14 protein-coding genes, 1 pseudogene and 2 riboswitches are annotated in these 16,993 nt (G+C 36.0%); of the genes and pseudogenes, 12 read left to right on the top strand and 3 right to left on the bottom strand.

Annotated elements, in window-relative coordinates; translation table 11 throughout:
* The first annotated feature begins 23 nt into the window (after nucleotides 1-23).
* The 7 genes from PATL70BA_RS01555 (at nucleotide 24) to PATL70BA_RS01525 (ending at nucleotide 9,919) form a co-directional block, all read left to right on the top strand.
* The gene (locus tag PATL70BA_RS01555; RefSeq protein ID WP_125135722.1) at nucleotides 24-1,052 is read left to right on the top strand and encodes an NAD-dependent epimerase; all 1,029 of its coding nucleotides are present in this window, start codon (nucleotides 24-26) and stop codon (nucleotides 1,050-1,052) included.
* A gap of 49 nt (nucleotides 1,053-1,101) precedes the next feature.
* On the top strand, nucleotides 1,102-2,268 hold the full coding sequence (locus PATL70BA_RS01550) for a nucleotide sugar dehydrogenase (RefSeq protein WP_125135721.1): 1,167 nt from the start codon (nucleotides 1,102-1,104) through the stop codon (nucleotides 2,266-2,268).
* A 35-nt stretch (nucleotides 2,269-2,303) separates the two neighbouring features.
* Nucleotides 2,304-2,729 (top strand): nucleotidyltransferase family protein, encoded by a 426-nt coding sequence (locus tag PATL70BA_RS16695; protein WP_125135720.1) that lies wholly within the window; start codon nucleotides 2,304-2,306, stop codon nucleotides 2,727-2,729.
* Nucleotides 2,716-3,495, top strand: a complete 780-nt coding sequence (locus PATL70BA_RS01540) for a nucleotidyltransferase family protein (protein WP_125135719.1) — start codon at nucleotides 2,716-2,718, stop codon at nucleotides 3,493-3,495. Before PATL70BA_RS16695 ends, PATL70BA_RS01540 begins: the two co-directional genes overlap by 14 nt.
* Nucleotides 3,496-3,517: 22 nt before the next feature.
* Complete coding sequence (locus tag PATL70BA_RS01535) at nucleotides 3,518-5,215, top strand: hypothetical protein (RefSeq protein ID WP_125135718.1); 1,698 nt, start codon at nucleotides 3,518-3,520, stop codon at nucleotides 5,213-5,215.
* A gap of 255 nt (nucleotides 5,216-5,470) precedes the next feature.
* Nucleotides 5,471-5,546, top strand: a riboswitch (cyclic di-GMP riboswitch).
* Between the two features lie 55 nt (nucleotides 5,547-5,601).
* Nucleotides 5,602-5,675: riboswitch (cyclic di-GMP riboswitch) on the top strand.
* A 14-nt stretch (nucleotides 5,676-5,689) separates the two neighbouring features.
* Nucleotides 5,690-8,557 (top strand): hypothetical protein, encoded by a 2,868-nt coding sequence (locus PATL70BA_RS16365; protein ID WP_197715777.1) that lies wholly within the window; start codon nucleotides 5,690-5,692, stop codon nucleotides 8,555-8,557.
* Between the two features lie 189 nt (nucleotides 8,558-8,746).
* Complete coding sequence (locus PATL70BA_RS01525; protein ID WP_125135717.1) at nucleotides 8,747-9,919, top strand: ISL3 family transposase; 1,173 nt, start codon at nucleotides 8,747-8,749, stop codon at nucleotides 9,917-9,919.
* 410 nt (nucleotides 9,920-10,329) lie between these two features.
* Here PATL70BA_RS01525 and PATL70BA_RS16690 read toward each other — a convergent pair whose 3' ends face one another.
* From PATL70BA_RS16690 to PATL70BA_RS01510, 3 genes and pseudogenes are all read right to left on the bottom strand, one after another.
* On the bottom strand, nucleotides 10,330-10,464 hold the full coding sequence (locus PATL70BA_RS16690; protein ID WP_279233209.1) for a hypothetical protein: 135 nt from the start codon (nucleotides 10,462-10,464) through the stop codon (nucleotides 10,330-10,332).
* Between the two features lie 435 nt (nucleotides 10,465-10,899).
* Nucleotides 10,900-11,136: a hypothetical protein gene (locus PATL70BA_RS01520; protein WP_125135716.1), complete on the bottom strand. Its 237-nt coding sequence runs from the start codon at nucleotides 11,134-11,136 to the stop codon at nucleotides 10,900-10,902.
* A gap of 24 nt (nucleotides 11,137-11,160) precedes the next feature.
* Nucleotides 11,161-12,302: pseudogene (locus PATL70BA_RS01510) on the bottom strand (IS91 family transposase).
* A 193-nt stretch (nucleotides 12,303-12,495) separates the two neighbouring features.
* On the opposite strand from PATL70BA_RS01510, the gene PATL70BA_RS01505 reads away from it, so the two are divergent.
* From PATL70BA_RS01505 to PATL70BA_RS01485, 5 genes are all read left to right on the top strand, one after another.
* Nucleotides 12,496-12,795 (top strand): PqqD family peptide modification chaperone, encoded by a 300-nt coding sequence (locus tag PATL70BA_RS01505; protein WP_125135714.1) that lies wholly within the window; start codon nucleotides 12,496-12,498, stop codon nucleotides 12,793-12,795.
* Nucleotides 12,796-12,821: 26 nt separating this feature from the next.
* A complete protein-coding gene (locus PATL70BA_RS01500; RefSeq protein ID WP_125135713.1) occupies nucleotides 12,822-13,742 on the top strand; it encodes a phosphoenolpyruvate carboxykinase (ATP) in 921 nt (306 codons plus the stop codon).
* A gap of 10 nt (nucleotides 13,743-13,752) precedes the next feature.
* The gene (locus tag PATL70BA_RS01495) at nucleotides 13,753-15,477 is read left to right on the top strand and encodes an ABC transporter ATP-binding protein (protein WP_125135712.1); all 1,725 of its coding nucleotides are present in this window, start codon (nucleotides 13,753-13,755) and stop codon (nucleotides 15,475-15,477) included.
* Nucleotides 15,478-15,636: 159 nt separating this feature from the next.
* The gene (locus PATL70BA_RS01490; protein WP_125135711.1) at nucleotides 15,637-16,335 is read left to right on the top strand and encodes a YveK family protein; all 699 of its coding nucleotides are present in this window, start codon (nucleotides 15,637-15,639) and stop codon (nucleotides 16,333-16,335) included.
* On the top strand, nucleotides 16,335-16,991 hold the full coding sequence (locus PATL70BA_RS01485; RefSeq protein WP_125135710.1) for a CpsD/CapB family tyrosine-protein kinase: 657 nt from the start codon (nucleotides 16,335-16,337) through the stop codon (nucleotides 16,989-16,991). Before PATL70BA_RS01490 ends, PATL70BA_RS01485 begins: the two co-directional genes overlap by 1 nt.
* Nucleotides 16,992-16,993 lie beyond the last annotated feature (2 nt).

Below are 16,993 nucleotides of genomic sequence, written 5' to 3'. Positions count from 1 at the left end.
TAGATAAGGCGGAGGTATAAGATATGGATACAAAGATATTGGTAACCGGTGCAGCAGGCTTTATAGGCTTTCATATGTCGAAACGACTACTGGAAAAGGGTCACGTTGTTATTGGAATGGATAATATGAACGATTATTATGAACCACAATTAAAGGAAGACCGATTGGCCATGTTGACCGAGTATGATAATTTTGTTTTTTATAAAACAGATATCAAAGATAAAACTGAAGTGGATTGTGTTTTTAGAGAACATAGACCGGCATATGTGATTCATCTTGCTGCCCAGGCAGGTGTCAGGTATTCCATAACCAATCCTTATGCTTATGTGGATTCAAACCTTATTGGTTTTATGAATATCCTAGAAGCATGCCGAAATAATCCGGTTAAACATCTGATCTATGCATCCTCCAGTTCAGTATATGGTGGCAACAAGGTCGTACCTTTTTCCACGAATCACAATGTAGACCATCCTGTGTCTCTCTACGCAGCTACGAAAAAATCCAATGAGTTGATGGCACATACTTATAGTCATCTCTATAACATTCCTACAACGGGACTTCGTTTTTTTACTGTCTATGGACCTTGGGGAAGACCGGATATGGCCTATTTTTCCTTTACTAAGGATATGATAACAGGTACGCCGATTAAAGTCTTTAACAAAGGTGAGATGGAACGGGATTTTACCTATGTAGATGATATCGTGGAAGGTATCCATAAGCTTCTGAATCAAATTCCGAGTGCTAAAACAGACTGGAATGAAAGTCAAGACGATCTTAGTACAAGTTTTGCACCTTATAAACTGTATAACATTGGTAACAACAATCCGGTAAAATTGATGCGGTTTATTCAGGTCCTTGAAGAGCTGCTTCAGATAGAAGCAGAGAAGGTGTTTATGGATATGCAACCGGGGGATGTTCTTAGAACTTATGCAGATGTATCTGATCTTGAAAAGGACATAGATTTTAAGCCGGAGACGACGATTGAAGAAGGCTTAAGTCAGTTTGTCAAATGGTATAAGAAGTACTATAATAGTACTATGGACAAGGCTTGACACCTTAACCATACATGGTTAATTGAGGAAAAAACGAGGGGGCATTTATATGAAAATAACAGTTGCAGGAGCAGGCTATGTTGGTCTGTCCAATGCTATATTATTAGCTCAGAACAATGAAGTTATTGCACTTGATATTATAAAAGAAAAAGTAGATATGATTAATGAAGGTGTATCACCAATTGTCGATCCGGAGATTGAATCCTATCTTAAGAATAAAGATCTAAATCTAACCGCTACTACCGATGCTTATCTGGCTTATAAAGATGCAGAATTTGTCATTGTATCAACACCGACCAATTATGATCCTATCATGAATCATTTTAATACCAGGTCCGTTGAAGCGGTTATTGCGAATGTGTTATCGATTAACCCGGACGCCGTTATGATCATCAAATCCACCGTACCTGTTGGTTATACAGAAGAAGTAAAGGCAAAGTTTGAATGCGATAATATATTTTTCTCCCCTGAATTTCTAAGAGAAGGCAAAGCACTATACGATAACCTATATCCTTCTCGAATTGTCATTGGAGAAAAATCAGAGCGTGCAAAGGTATTTGCTAATCTCCTTGAACAAGGCGCCATCAAGGAAGATATTGACGTTCTATTTACAGGATCAACAGAGGCGGAAGCGATAAAACTTTTTGCAAATACTTATCTGGCTCTGCGTGTTGCTTACTTTAATGAGTTAGATTCCTATGCAGAGGTAAGAGGCCTGGATACACGTAGTATCATTGAAGGTGTTAGTATGGATCCTCGCATCGGGCGTCATTATAACAACCCATCTTTTGGTTATGGTGGTTACTGTTTACCTAAGGATACCAAGCAACTTCTAGCCAATTATTCAGATATTCCACAAAATATTATGTCGGCTATTGTGGATGCGAACAGGACGAGAAAAGACCATATTGCAGACATGATTATAAATAGAAAACCAAAGATTGTCGGTATTTACAGGTTGACCATGAAAACAGATTCAGATAACTTTCGTCAGTCAGCGGTCCAGGGTGTTATGAAAAGAATCAAAGCAAAAGGTATTGAAGTGATTGTCTATGAACCGGCACTTACTTCTGATGATTTTTATAATTCAAAAGTGGTTAAGTCCTTAGAAGAATTTAAGAAACAAGCGGATGTCATCGTTGCTAATCGCATAACAGAAGAGATAGCCGATGTGGTTGATAAAGTATATACAAGAGATCTGTACAGTAGGGATTAGTTATAACAATATTGGATTAATGAGGGAGATTATCCATGGAATATAAAACCTATTACAATTACTTAACACGTATTGCTTTGAATAATAAACTGAGTGATGATGATTATGATTTTTTTGCCAAGCATAATCTGATGCTCTATGCTTATTGGTTAGAATATAAGAGTGGTCAGGGAGACATTTCTTTTTTCAAGAAAAAGCTTTTTATGTATAAGTTAGATTATAGAAAAATCTTGCAAGATCTTTGTGAAGTGGGAAAGATCTTTGGACAAAAAGGGATACAATATTTGGTCTTAAAAGGTATTGCTATAGCTGAGACCTATCCAGAACCTTTTACCCGTAGCATGGGTGACTATGATATTTTGGTGCATGTAGAGGATTTTGATAAGGCTAAAGAAGCGCTATTAGAATTAGAGTATATTACGGACTCGAAGTTGAATACATATAAAGATGCGACTTTTTAGAAATGATGCTTTGAGTATTGAGTTACATCATGCAGTACTTCATTCAGATAGAGAACCTTATGTCCATCGTTTTATGGAAAAGTTATGGCATCAGCCAATTAAAGTCGAGACGATGGTAGGAACCATTATGGCACCACAACCGGAGGTGCATTTTACTTATATTGTATTACATATGATGAAGCATTTAAAAGAGGCAGGCTTTGGACTGAGATTTCTTCTGGATTTCAAATATTTTGCCAAATACCATAAGATTAATCATGACGACCAATTGGCTTTCTTTGAGGCCATTGGGTATGGTGAGTTTTACCGTTCTATTACTACATTGTGCCATTATTATTTGGGAATGGATGTAGGAAAAGTTAAATGGTTGTATGACCCTGAATCGACAGTTATCCGGATTCTTGCTGAATACATAGTGGAAGGTGGCTCTTTTGGCAATGGTTCTGAACGTATGCGTATTGCAAACCAATATGATAAATATAAAGATGCCTTTAAGAAAAAAAGCAAATTGGATGTTTATATGGAATTGTTATTTCCACCCTCAAGTGTTATAATTGGGAACTATAGTTATGTCGGTAGGTATAGATTTTTACTTCCGATAGCATGGATACATCGATTACTACAGAAGAGCTTAAGTAATAAAAAGGGCACCAAGGAGAAGTTTTTCCTATTTACCCATGATGAAGAATTTGTATTAAAAAAAGAATATATGATGAACGTATTAAGATTAAACAGTCAAGAAGTGGAAACAAAAAATGACTTGTAAGGTTAGACGTATATAAAGGAGAATGATGATGAAAATTGCATACCCATATAGATTTTTACTGATAATCGGTGTGTTGGTAATATTATCACTGATAGTTATGTTTTATTCCAACGGAGAAGATAAGACTTCAACAGATGAGCCGGAAGTGCCTATTGTTGAAGTAGTACCAATCATAGAAAAAGAACCGATTAACATGGTAGAGGAACAATCGAAGTATAAGAAAGCCAGTGAGCTTGGCATGGCGAAAGACAATGCGGATGCTGGGGATAGTAATGCGGATATTTTTACGACAGCTCTGAATAACAATGGTGGTATAACGATTGACGGCTCTTATTATATCGGATATGCCGATGAGGATGTGACAAATAATCAAATAGAAATCATCGGGATGGATGGTGCCGAATTGATTTTTGACAATGAAGACATTACCGTTTTATTTGATCCAAATGAACTAAAAAGTTTGACGATTCGAAATCTTGGATTTGTTAATCTAAATATAAAGAAGTCTTTATTCATTGTGCACCATGGTGATGAAGGCAAATCAACGAAGACGGATAAGATTATTATTGAGGATTCTACTTTTGATGGGGAAATATCTCTCTATCGAGATCGAGGCGTTACAAGTATGAATCCAAATACTGTAGACTTTGGTATTGACACGTTTGTATTTAATAACAATACAGTAACCAATACGACGCTTTCTTTTATTGTGTTAACCGATATGCCACTACGACATGTTGAAATAGGGCATAATGACATTCGCAATTTTAAGTATGTCTTTTTCAATGCGAGTATAACCAATGGCATTCAATACGAGGATGAGATTTTTGAATCAAGAGATTATATGCATGTGCATCATAATACAGTCATCAATGATGATGATTGGTGGGCCCAAGAAGGTAGTGGTAGCTATCATGCTTTTGTTTTAGTTGAAAATCTTGAAGTATTATATGAATTTAACCATGTTGAAGGTTTGAAAGCGGATTTTGACGTCTCTTTATACGATGCATACCTTAGTTCAAGATTTGTAACCTATACCAACAACACGTGGATTAATAATGTAAGCTTTGAGAAAGATAAGATCTATAACAACTTAATCAAATCCAAAGGTGGCAATGTCAACGGTGTTCCTGTCAATAGAGTCTATACCAATAATACATTTATTATAGAAGAGTCTTATGCAGAACGACTCGGTCAATCCAAAGAAGATCTTTTTGTCTATTTTTATGACTTAACGACCAGTGCAGACAATTATACGATTGAAAACAATATTATTGATGTATATGATCTGAGGTTTGTAAAATCCAGTGATTTGATCAGTCACTTTAAGTTTAATAATAATGTCATTAAAGCTAAGTATGCCTTAGGTTCTTTGGTAATCATAAGGTTGACGGATGACGATTTGCCAACAATACAGGTGAATAACAATACAGTTGAAATAGAACAAACGAATGACCATCCATCTGGAGATGATGTGGGATTACGTATGATTGGTATGGTGGACGACAGAAGTACCAAGACAAACACCCAAAAAGCTGAACTGATTGAAATGAAGGGTAATACGATTGTTGCACCACTGACGTATCTTATGTATAACACCATTGCAAAGAAAATTGAAGTGGATGATAACAGCATTACTGTTATTGGCGAGCGTTTTGTGAGTATGGTGAATAATGATGAACATCCCCAACTATTAAAGATTGACATTAATAAGAAATAGCTCGAAAGCTACGATTAATGATAGGACATTAAAACTATTTTATAATGTAATGTATTATAACAAAAAAATAAATTCGGGATAGGACTTAGAGTCCGAAAACCTAAACACTAATACCTATTTACCCTGCTGACCTTAGATGATACGATGTATTCAGTAGTTAATCTTTATTCGATTAGATTCAGACAGAGAGAATATACATACAATAAAATCAATCAATAAAGATCATAGGAACTAGTGTTTAAATGTAATACTTCATACTGATAAGAGCAAACCAGTCGAAAGGCTGGGACGCAAAACTAAAGGGCCTGTAAAATGGCAGCCAGTTTCCAAAGGGAAGTTTTTTTGTTGAAAAAAAACAGATTTGGTAGAAGAATACAAAAACACTCCAATGATAAGAGCAAACCAGTCGAAAGGCTGGGACGCAAAACTAAAGGGCCTTAAAAGGTAGCCAGTTTCCAACAGGAGGGAACCACAATGAAAAGAGTAGTAAGTTGGATCATGGCAGCAATATTTGTTGCCAGCATGGTACAAGTTAATGTACATGCAGAAGAAATTGTAACCAATGAGTACGCTGACAAATTATCAGAAGTAGGGATGTTCAACGGAAGTGATAAAGGTTTTGAACTTGACCGTGAACCTACAAGACTAGAAGGTCTTGTCATGATGATGAGAATGCTAGGCATTGAAGAAGAAGCACAAGATTTTAAAGAGAAAGTTGTAGATTTTGAAGATGTACCGGCATGGGGCGAACGCTATGTTCAATATGCCTACAAACTCAACATAACTAAAGGTGTGAGTAAAGAAAAGTTTGGTTCATCCAGTGAAATGGATAAAAAATCATACTTAACCTTAATGTTAAGATCACTTGGGTATGATGATGACAAAAATGACTTTACATGGTCAAATGCTGCTGAGAAAGCAGTTGAAGTTGGTATTATCAAGAACAGTGACATAAACTCCAAGAAATTCACAAGAGGCGATGTAGCAGAAGTATCTTACAATACCTTAAAAGTAAACCTAAAAGGACAAGATAAGCTACTTGTTGAAAAGTTAGTTGAAGACAACAAAATTGATATAACAAAAATAGATAAATTGGATATTAAGATTAAAGGGCAAGAAGCATTACTAGAAGAAGCATTACTAGAAGAATTGAAACAAATAGAGGATGAAGAAATCAATCTATATAAAGAAAGTGTTCTTGCAAAAGTTAAACCGGAACAACCGGCTGGTGGCAACATGGGCGGTGGATCAAAAATGCCAGGTAGTGGCGGCGGTGGCGGTGGATCATCTATGCCAGGTGGCGGCAAACCGGATAAAGAACCAGTAGTAGAAGAACCGGTAGTAGAAGAACCGGTAGTAGAAGAACCGGTAGTAGAAGAACCAGTAGTAGAAGAACCGGTAGTAGAAGAACCGGTAGTAGAAGAACCAGTAGTAGAAGAACCAGTAGTAGAAGAACCAGTAGTAGAAGAACCAGTAGTAGAAGAACCAGTAGTAGAAGAACCAGACGATACTACAGCAGAAGAAGCAGCGGCACAAGCAGCAGCAGAAGCAGCAGCGGCAGAAGAAGCAGCAGCACAAGCAGCAGCAGAAGCGGCAGCGGCACAGGCAGCAGCAGAAGAAGCAGCAGCGGCAGAAGCGGCAGCGGCACAGGCAGCAGCAGAAGAAGCAGCAGCACAAGCGGCGGCAGAAACAGCAGCACAGGCGGCAGCAGAAGCAGAAGCAGCAGCACAAGCGGCAGCGGCAGAAGCAGCAGCACAAGCGGCAGCAGAAGAAGCAGCAGCACAAGCGGCAGCAGAAGAAGCAGCAGCACAAGCAGCAGCAGAAGCAGCGGCGGCTGATGGACCACTAGCAAGTGCATATGGACTAGTTCCAAATAGTACTTCCAGTGCAAATAATAACGCAACACTATTAAATAAAATGATTAATCAATATGGAAGTATTGTTATTGACGGCGATTACTACATAGGTACAACAAGCCAAAGTATTACCAATAAGAACATTGAAATTGTCGGCACCGATGGTTCAGAACTTATTTTCGACAACAGTAGCAATACAACTTTGTTTGATCCAAATAAAGTGACGAATTTGACACTAAAAAACATTGGATTCAAGAATTTAAATAATTCAAGCATATTGTTTATTGCTTCTAGTAGCACAAGGAATAAGACTAAGATTAATCAAGTTATCGTAGAAGATAGTTTTTTTGAAGGTAATATTTCCTTATACAGATTAAGTGGTGATCAAAGTGTTAATCCTAATTCAGTTGATTTTGGTGTAGATGAGTTTGTTTTTAAGAATAATCGCGTAACAAATACTTTATCTTCCTTCATCGTCTTAACGGATATACCTTTAAGATATGCTGAAGTGAGCAACAACTATGTTAATAATTTCAAATATATATTCTTTAATGCAGCAATAACAAATGGTATAAAGTATAGCAATCAGATATTTGAAGCTAAAGATTATATATATGTATATAACAACACCGTTGAAAATGATGATAATTGGTGGGCTGCTGAAGGTGGCGGTATGTACTTGACATTTGTCCTAACAGAAAATGTTAGAGTAAAATATGATTCTAATCATGTAGAAGGCTTAAAAGCTAATTTCAATATGTCCGTTTATGATGCTTATTTGAGTTCACGTTATGTAACATATACTAACAATACTTGGAAAAATAACATCACTTTCCATCCGGACAAAATATACAATTCGCTGATGAAGTCAAAAGGTGGAAAAGTAAATAATATACCTGTAGAGCGTTTGTATGCAAATAATACTTTCATCGTTGAAGAATCATTTGCACAAAAAGTAGGACAGTCAAAAGATGATTTATTTGTTTACTTCTATGATTTAACAACAACAGCGAACAACTATACCATTGAAAACAATCTATTTGATGTGTATGATTTGAGATTTGTCAAATCCAGTGACGAGATTAAGAATTTTACGTTCAACAACAATATCATAAAAGCAAAATATGCACTTGGGTCCTTAACAAAAGTAAGGTTAACAGATACTATCCAACCAACTGTTGAGATTAAGGACAATGATATTCAAATTGATCAGTCAGGAAAACATCCTTTGGAAGAGGGAACTGGGTTAATTCTGGTAAATATGGTGGACAGCAGAAGCAATACGACAACCGGTAAAAAAGGTAAATCCATTCTATTAAGTGGCAACACAATAGAAGCGCCTATAACATATGCTTTCTATAACATCTTAACAGATGTTGCGACAGTTACCGGTAATAACATTAGAGTACGAAGTAGTGTATATAAAAGATTTGTTAGTAACAGTGGTTATTCACATTTGACAGATGCACTTGTAACAAAGTTTTAGTTAGACAATACAATTAATAATTAAATCAAAAACACCATTTTAAGTTCAATCATGACTTAGAGGTTCTATAATAAATGTTGGGGTGAGATATTCACCTCAACATTTATTTTTTTACAAAAAAAGTTGAGCATAAACTAAATCCCTTGTAAAATAAAGTCACCACAACCAAACAACAAGGAGGTAAAGCTTATGCTCAATAACCATTATATCGAAAAACTGTTAGGATTAAAAGACATAATCGTAACTAAAATCGAAAATGACCCTGATGCATTACACATCTATTGTGAATTACCCAGAAGAACTCATCATTGCCCCCATTGTCATCAAAAGACCGATAAAGTACATGATTACAGGTTTCAAGTGTTTAAAGATGCTCCTGCTTTTGGCCTCAATACTTTGTTTCATTATCGTAAGCGTCGTTATACTTGTAATCATTGTAATAAGCGGTTTTATGAGAAGAATACTTTTCTTCCTCGCTATTTTAGAATGTCTACGCGTTTAGTCCAGTATGTCATTGATAGAATGCGTTCTACACATTCCATGACCGATATTGCTAAACATTGTAATCTTTCTATAACCACTATTTTTAGACTCTTTAAATTTATCGACTATACCAATACCTCTTTACCCAGAGTGCTGTCTATTGATGAATTTAAGGGTAATGCGGGACGCAAATATCAAGGTATTCTTACTGATCCGGTTAATAAAAAGGTCTTAGATATTTTGCCTGGTCGCGAACATCATATCCTTTCTGACTACTTCAGACGCTTTAAGAACCGTGATAAAGTAGCTTATTTTGTTATGGATATGTGGCAGCCTTATCGCGATATTGCTGAAACCTATTTTAAGAATGCAACAATCGTCATAGACAAGTATCATTGGATTAGACAGATAACATGGGCCTTTGATCGGGTTAGAAAACAAGAGCAGAAAAAATTTTACAAGACGAGAAGGAAATACTTCAAAAGAAGCCGACACCTACTATTAAAAAGACGTCGATTTTTAACAGATGAGCAAGTCGACCAAGTAAGCGTCATGCTTGATACATCCTCAAGGCTTAGGACAGCTTATCTTCTTAAGGAAAAGTTCTATGACTTTGTAGATGCTCCAGATAAGGATACAGCATTAAAACGCCTTAAAGAATGGTACGTTTTTGTAGCAACACAGAATGAACCCGAGTTTATAACGTGTATGAATACCATCATAAACTGGCAAAAGTATATTCTTAACTCCTTTACTTGTCCTTATACGAATGGCTATACAGAAGGCGTTAACAATAAGATTAAGGTTCTTAAAAGAAATGCATATGGTATGCGTAATTTCAATAGGTTTAAAAATCGTATACTCCACATGATGAGTTAAAGGTACCAATAATACCATGTTAGTTAGCACCGACCATGAAGTTCCTGGAAGCAGTGTGTGTGACTTAAGCAAGTCTGCATGGATGCAGACCGCCGACTTTTGGTGCAGGACGCACCAACCGGAGGCCGTAGTCATACACACTGTGGAAGGGTTTTCATGGGACCCACCATTAAAACCCCCTTTCATTCTATCCCCAGCTTGTATTAGGGTTGTAAAAAGAACATCTAACTTCATCTAAAAAAGTCCCTAAGCTTTTTTTCACTTAGAGACTTGGTTGACTCATCAATATAGGGATTACCCCAAGATTTGACAAAGAGCCGACTTAGAATGGTGTTTTTAATAGTACATAAGAAAAAAGCACTACCAAAGTGATGGCAGTGCTTTGAATGCTATAGATTGATTAAGAAAAATTATCTTGGAAGTAAACCACTGGTACCGATAAATGGTGGTTTCCTACCTTTACCTTTTTTCTTTCCTTTTTTGTGTCCTGCTTCTGTGGATTGTGAATGTAATTCAACAATCTCTGGTTTTATCCATTTTTCCATGCCCTAACCTCCTCAAACTTATTTGCATCATTAACGGTTATCTCTTTATTGTCCGACTATTGGACTTAAGTAATAATGATGTGTGACAAAGTAGCTATGTGGATTATTATAATCCTTAAAAATGATTTTGTCTATAGTTTTTTTGATAATCATTATTGATACCACTAAAAATTTAGTATATACTTGTAATGACTTGACATGGAAATTGTAAGAAGCTATCATTAATTAAAAGTTTAAATTTATATTCTCTAGGAAAGACAATGCTATGTAAACTATCAAGGAAATTTCCTGTCGAATCGTTCAGAAATATGAGCATAGCTCATAACGAAGCGAAGCTTCTTTTCTTGTTTATTAGGAAAGTCCTACTTTCCTAATAAACAAGGAGTATATTTTTTAGGGCATAAAAAATAAACCTTGGATATATTCAAGAATAACTTATTTATTATATTCGTACTTTATACCACGAACACCAATATAAGATTTAGGTGTCATGGCACCATCACAAACTTGGCAATCTGGTTGTGGTGGTGTTGATGGATCTAGACCATCAAAAATATTGTCTTGCTCTAATTCTTCTACAATGAAACGCGGAACCCACAAAGAGTAGTTACATTTAGTACAGATAAATTCAACGAGATCATCATTTTTAGTAAAGCCTTCTAAAATATTCATTATTAATTAACCTCCATAATTATGCTAAGCACTATTATAAAGCTGAGGAGGCGGTTTATCAAGAAGGTGGGTTTTAGAAGTAGCAAAAATATTTAGAAGTTTCATTGTGTTACCACATTGGCACCTGAGTGGATCGATACCAAAATGAAGAAGTAGACGTGCACGCCAATGAGAATTTTGTTTGAAAAATTTACGTTTAGATGCAGTCATAAGTAAAAATAGCTTAGAAGAATGTTTATATTTTTTGGCATATAACCCGTAATAACGAATCATTTTAAACTGCTCATCAGGAATATGAACTATTAGACGTTTAAAAAATCAAAGACATGTATCTTTTCAATTACTTTTTCATTATCTTCATGACGATTATAAAAAGTTACGAATTCACCATCATAATCAAGAATTCTGGACTGAGCCATAGCTGGTCTGCCAGTATACCTAATAATATATTTAATTGAATCAACAGAATTAGAAAGCATGTTAGATTTAGCATAGACATAAAAGCCAGAAGGATAAGTTTTGAATAAGGAAGTCTTAAGTTTATAAAAAGAATCTCCTAGATAACGATGTAGTAAGTCAAGTAAAGTAGTTTGCCAACGTTTACGAAGCATAGTGAAAGGGATGTGAGGTATTTTACGCCAAACAGTTTTATTACCAGAAGCACCCTCAGTAATAAGCATATGAATATGAGGATTCCATTTAAGGTCACGGCCAAAAGTATGAAGTGTAGAGATAAAACCAGGCTTGAAAGATTCAGATTTATTAATGGAGTAAAACCAAGCATGAATAGTTGCAGCAGAAGCATGAAAAAGAAGATGAAGTAAGGAACGATCCTTGCGAAAAAAAGGGCGAAGTTCTTTAGGGATGGTAAAAACAATATGACGATGTTCACACTGAATAAGTTTGGAAGATATAGAAGCAGCTCTGTCTTGAATGTATTTGGCACCACAAGAATTACAAAAACGACTTTTACAAGTAAATGGAACATGCTTTATTTTGCCGCAATGGTCACAAAAATAAAGAGCATGACCCATGGAAGGATCACCACAATTAATGATTTTTCTGACATTATGTAAAATAGCGGGACGTAGAGGATAACCTAGAGCAACAAAATCATCCCAACGGTCTGAAAAAATATCTTTTATCTTAAAAGATTTACTGTTCATAACATCACCAATAATGTTATAACAAAAAATCATCAATAAAACAATATAAAATGAAGAAGAATGTTAAAAAAGCCAACTCACGTAAAGAGTCAGCTTTTTAACGCGTTCGTTAGAACGCTTTTCTTGTGTAAAATCTACATAACGATTTGAAGCAATTTGAAGTTTACTGAAGTTATTGAAAGGTGGTAAACAGATGGGTCAGGATGAGTTTAATAAAGAAGCCGTTATACGAAAAAAAGAGTTGATTGTCATAGACTTTGATGGAGAGTTGGCGATGAACGATACAGAAAAAGGCATACACTACGGTATGAATACAGTTGGAACAAGAATATGGAAATTATTGGATGAACCTCAGACGATGGCATCCATTGTTGCGTACTTATTAACGCAGTATGAGGTGGACAAAGAAGACTGCATAGAAGAAGTATATAACTTCTTGTCGGATTTGTATGAAAGAGGATTAATCTGCATGGAAAACACAAAATCTGAGTAGATTGACGTAGAAGATGAGGTCAAGAGATGATGGAAAAACAGATAAATCGTTACAAGGTTTTTGGTTTGAATCTATATTCGGATTTTGAAATCACTGAGCTTGATACAAGTGATGGCGAACAAGATGTTCGCGTTTTATTAGGTACTGTGCCAAAGTGTATAAATGAGGTACTTGAGCAAAGCGACCAGTATCAATTATCAAGAACTGAGTTTGCCTTCGATATAGATAGTGTTGCTAAATACTATATAAGAAAGGGTCGAGAGATTATTGTTGAACCTTACCCAGAAGCAGAAATGGACCGGGTTATCGTTTATCTTTTGGGTACGGCGATGGGTGTATTGCTTATTCAGAGAAATAGAGTTGCCATTCATGGAAGTGTGGTTAGTGTGGGTCAGAGCGCTATAATTATTACCGGTGATTGTGGCGCGGGAAAGACCAGCTTAAGTTCAGCATTTCGAAAAAACGGTTATGGTTTTCTCGCCGATGATATAGCGGCGGTATCCATGAATCAAAACCAGCAAGCCCTTGTTCATCCGGCTTTTCCACAACAAAGACTATGTACGGATACAGCTTTGAAGATGGGGTATGATCTAAAGACTTTGAAATTAGCGAGTATGGAGGAAAATAAGTATATTGTAAAATTAGAGGAACAGTATATTGGAGAAAAAATGCCGCTTGCTGCAATTGTAGAGATACGAATAGGCGATTCTAAAGAGGTCTTGTTAGAAGAACTTCGTGGGATTGAGAAAATCAAATATATCGAGAAAAATATATACTGTGGTGCATTATACGATACCATTGGTTTTACCAACGACTATTATCGGGCATTATTACTCATAGTTAAGAATACATCATTTTATAGAGTTTCAAGACCAAAGCATGGTTTTACTGTTGAAGAACAATTAAAGAGAATCATGTCTGAGTTGACAAATAAAGGCATTGGATAAAGGCGGAAAAATGGACAAAAAAATCGGCAATAAGATAGACAAAAAGAAGACAAAAGACATATTTATCAATATAAAATGGTTGCTTTTTACGATGAAGGGCTTCAGTTCTTTTGTTTTTGCAATTATTTTTTTTGGTGCCATTTCAGCAGTGCTAGGCATTTTCAGAGCCCTGGTTACTAAATGGTTAGTTGATTCAGCCACAGCGGCGGACATTGAACGGATGAATCAATATTTACTTTTACTTGGTGGTATTATACTGTTTGATATTGCTGTACGCGCCATTCATACGATATTGCTCGAAAAAGGTGAGATAAAAATCTCGAACAATATACAAAATAAGCTCTATGCAAAAATCATTAAAACAAAATGGATGCAATTTTTGAAATATCATAGTGGGGATTATCTAACAAGAATGACCAGTGATGTGGAAGAAATCACAGATGTCATTATTTCCACAATACCAAATATTATAACCCTTAGTATTCTGGTCTTTGGTTCATTTATTTCCATATTTTACATTGATCCCAAATTGGCCATAGTAATAATTACGGTCATACCCCTTGCTGCATTATTTATTCGCGTCTTTTCCAAACGTCTAAAAAAACTATATATGGAAAGTCAACTTGTCGAGTCTAGGTATAGATCTTTTATCAATGAGTCGATACAAAATATGTTGGTCGTTAAGACATTTTGTCTGGAAAAGATGAACTTCGGCAAAGCCAAAGCCATGCAACAAGAAAAGGTGGATCTAGTGGCCTCAAGAACCAAGCTGACCGTTATATCTACTTCTCTTGTCACCATGAGCTCCTGGATGGGTTTCTTTCTTGTTTTCTTATGGGGTTCTGTGAAGATAGCAGAAGGTACGACGACTTTTGGGACTTTAATGGCGCTTATACAGCTTATAGGAAATATACAAGGACCATTGATTACTGTGGCAGCCTCCATACCTATGATTGTGTATGCATTGGCTTCTGTTGAAAGAATTAGAGAAATAGAAGGGCTTGAGAGTGAATTTGAGGCGGACTTTTCTCTAGATATGACTTCGGCAGGTATTAAATATGATCAAGTGGACTTTTATTATAATAAAGACAATTATGTTCTAAAAAACATAACGACAGAAATAAAACCAGGTGAAACTGTAGCTTTGATTGGTTCTTCAGGAGAGGGAAAAACAACATTTATTCATTTGTTAATGTCACTACTAAACCCGGTAAAAGGCGATATACGTATTGTAGATCGAGAAAAGGAATATGAGGTAAGCACCAAGTCTAGAGGCTTTATTTCTTACGTACCTCAAGGCAATAATATTTTCTCGGGTACCATAGCAGATAACCTGAGACTTGGTAAAGAGAATGCAACGGAAGAAGAACTGAAGATTGCAACAAAAGCTGCCAGTGCTTGGGAATTTATTTTGGAAGCTGAGAATGGTATCAATACACATATTGGAGAAAGAGGTATCGGGTTATCAGAAGGACAAACCCAACGCATAGCTATTGCTAGAGCTCTGCTTCATAAAGCACCTATCTTAATATTGGACGAAGCAACGTCAGCACTTGACTCAAAAACGGAAGTAGAAGTATTGAAAACAATACAATCACTTGAAGAATCACCCACGTGTATCATCATCACACATCGTTTATCGGCTCTAAAAATCTGTGATCGAATCTTGAAAATTGAGGATGGTTACCTTAGTGAAATTAGTTATGAAGAAGCGATTGATTTTGAGAATGCATGATTAAAACAATAATCTAAACCTATAACTTGTTAGGTTCAACCGGGTATGCTATGATACAAGAAAAGAAATGAGGTAGTGCCTCTTTAAGCAAATAACAATAGAGATACTAAAGGTATGGGGTACAATGAAGTATAACAATGGTTATAAAAGGAGACATTTATGAAAAATCACTTAGAGATTAGTTTTATGGAATTTCTGAATACATGTGTCAAAAGATGGTGGCAATTATTGGCTTTTGCTCTAGCAGGGGCATTGTTGTCTTATTTATTTGTAATGAGTTTTACAGTTCCTGTATATGAAGCACATACAACCCTTTTTATAGGGGATGAACCGGCAGAAGATGAAAATACAAGAATGACAATGCAAGATTTTGAAGTATCACAACAGTTAATAAATGATTATAAAGAGATATTAAGAACCAGACGGGTAGCTGAGAATGTCATAGAAGCCACTAGATTAGATTTACCTATTGATGTTTTAAGAAGTAACATGATGATTGAGAATGTTGGTACGACGCGTTTGTTCGTCATTGGTTATACGGATCCTGATCCGGAGATTGCAGCTGAGGTGGCAAATACTTTTTCAGAACAACTCTCTATAGCAATTACAGGTATTGTTGGACTTGAGAATATTCAGATAATCGATGAAGCACTTGTACCGGAATATCCAGTTGGTCCTTCAGATGTCATGTATATAGTTGTGGGTGGTTTCTTAGGAATATTGTTTGGTATGGTTTTTATAATTATTAGATTATTTTCCTCTAAAAAACGTTTGCAAGATGCAAGAGAAATTGAAGAACTTTTAGGATTACCCGTATTGTCCGAGATACCTGGCTATAAAATGGAGGTGGGGCGCTGATGAAAAGAGAACATATAATCACTGTTAATGAGCCTGAATCATATATATCTGAGTCTTATAAGATTTTGCGATCTATTTTGAGTCATTTTAATACCAGTGAAGGAAAAAGAATCATAATGTTTGCAAGTGCGCATGATGATGATGATAAGACGGCGGTCATCACAAACTTATCAGTGTCTTTGGCTCAGTCAGACATGAAAGTGCTATTGGTTGAAGGGGATTTTAGGCACCCTAAGCTTTATGACCTATTTGAAGTTCCTAGAATGCCGGGACTTACGAATATGATTTTTGAAAAGAAGCAATTAAAAGAATGTGTTCATGATATCGTTGCTATAAAAGGCCTTAGTGTTTTAACAGCGGGAACATCTCCGGTTGCGAACTTGGAACTTTTTGCAAGACCGGAATTTATCATGTTGATGGAAGAAATGAAAACGATGTATGATTTGGTTCTAATCGATGTTCCTCCCATTATGAAATATTCAGATGGAACAGTCCTATCAAAGAGTGTGGATGGTGTTATATTAGTTGCTGCCTTAGACGAGAGTCACAAAGATCACCTTGTAAAGACACGAGAAATGTTGGCTGTGGTTCATGCAAAACTCTTAGGTGTGGTGGTGACAAAGTCGAAAATCAAGAAAAAAGATAAAAAATATTAAGG

Origin of the sequence: Petrocella atlantisensis, from assembly GCF_900538275.1 — a bacterium.
In the GTDB taxonomy this organism is placed as follows: Bacteria; Bacillota; Clostridia; order Lachnospirales; family Vallitaleaceae; genus Petrocella; species Petrocella atlantisensis.
Note: the sequence above shows the minus strand (reverse complement) of the source record. Positions and strands in the feature narration are given on the sequence as shown.

Coding starts and splice junctions, on each gene's coding strand:
- PATL70BA_RS16365 (WP_197715777.1), top strand. CDS start 5,690: ATGAAAAGAGTAGTAAGTTGGATCATGGCAGCAATATTTGTTGCCAGC.
- PATL70BA_RS01500 (WP_125135713.1), top strand. CDS start 12,822: ATGATGGAAAAACAGATAAATCGTTACAAGGTTTTTGGTTTGAATCTA.
- PATL70BA_RS01555 (WP_125135722.1), top strand. CDS start 24: ATGGATACAAAGATATTGGTAACCGGTGCAGCAGGCTTTATAGGCTTT.
- PATL70BA_RS01540 (WP_125135719.1), top strand. CDS start 2,716: ATGCGACTTTTTAGAAATGATGCTTTGAGTATTGAGTTACATCATGCA.
- PATL70BA_RS01505 (WP_125135714.1), top strand. CDS start 12,496: ATGGGTCAGGATGAGTTTAATAAAGAAGCCGTTATACGAAAAAAAGAG.
- PATL70BA_RS16690 (WP_279233209.1), bottom strand. CDS start 10,464: ATGGAAAAATGGATAAAACCAGAGATTGTTGAATTACATTCACAATCC.
- PATL70BA_RS01550 (WP_125135721.1), top strand. CDS start 1,102: ATGAAAATAACAGTTGCAGGAGCAGGCTATGTTGGTCTGTCCAATGCT.
- PATL70BA_RS01490 (WP_125135711.1), top strand. CDS start 15,637: ATGAAAAATCACTTAGAGATTAGTTTTATGGAATTTCTGAATACATGT.
- PATL70BA_RS01525 (WP_125135717.1), top strand. CDS start 8,747: ATGCTCAATAACCATTATATCGAAAAACTGTTAGGATTAAAAGACATA.
- PATL70BA_RS01485 (WP_125135710.1), top strand. CDS start 16,335: ATGAAAAGAGAACATATAATCACTGTTAATGAGCCTGAATCATATATA.
- PATL70BA_RS01495 (WP_125135712.1), top strand. CDS start 13,753: ATGGACAAAAAAATCGGCAATAAGATAGACAAAAAGAAGACAAAAGAC.
- PATL70BA_RS01520 (WP_125135716.1), bottom strand. CDS start 11,136: ATGAATATTTTAGAAGGCTTTACTAAAAATGATGATCTCGTTGAATTT.
- PATL70BA_RS16695 (WP_125135720.1), top strand. CDS start 2,304: ATGGAATATAAAACCTATTACAATTACTTAACACGTATTGCTTTGAAT.
- PATL70BA_RS01535 (WP_125135718.1), top strand. CDS start 3,518: ATGATGATGAAAATTGCATACCCATATAGATTTTTACTGATAATCGGT.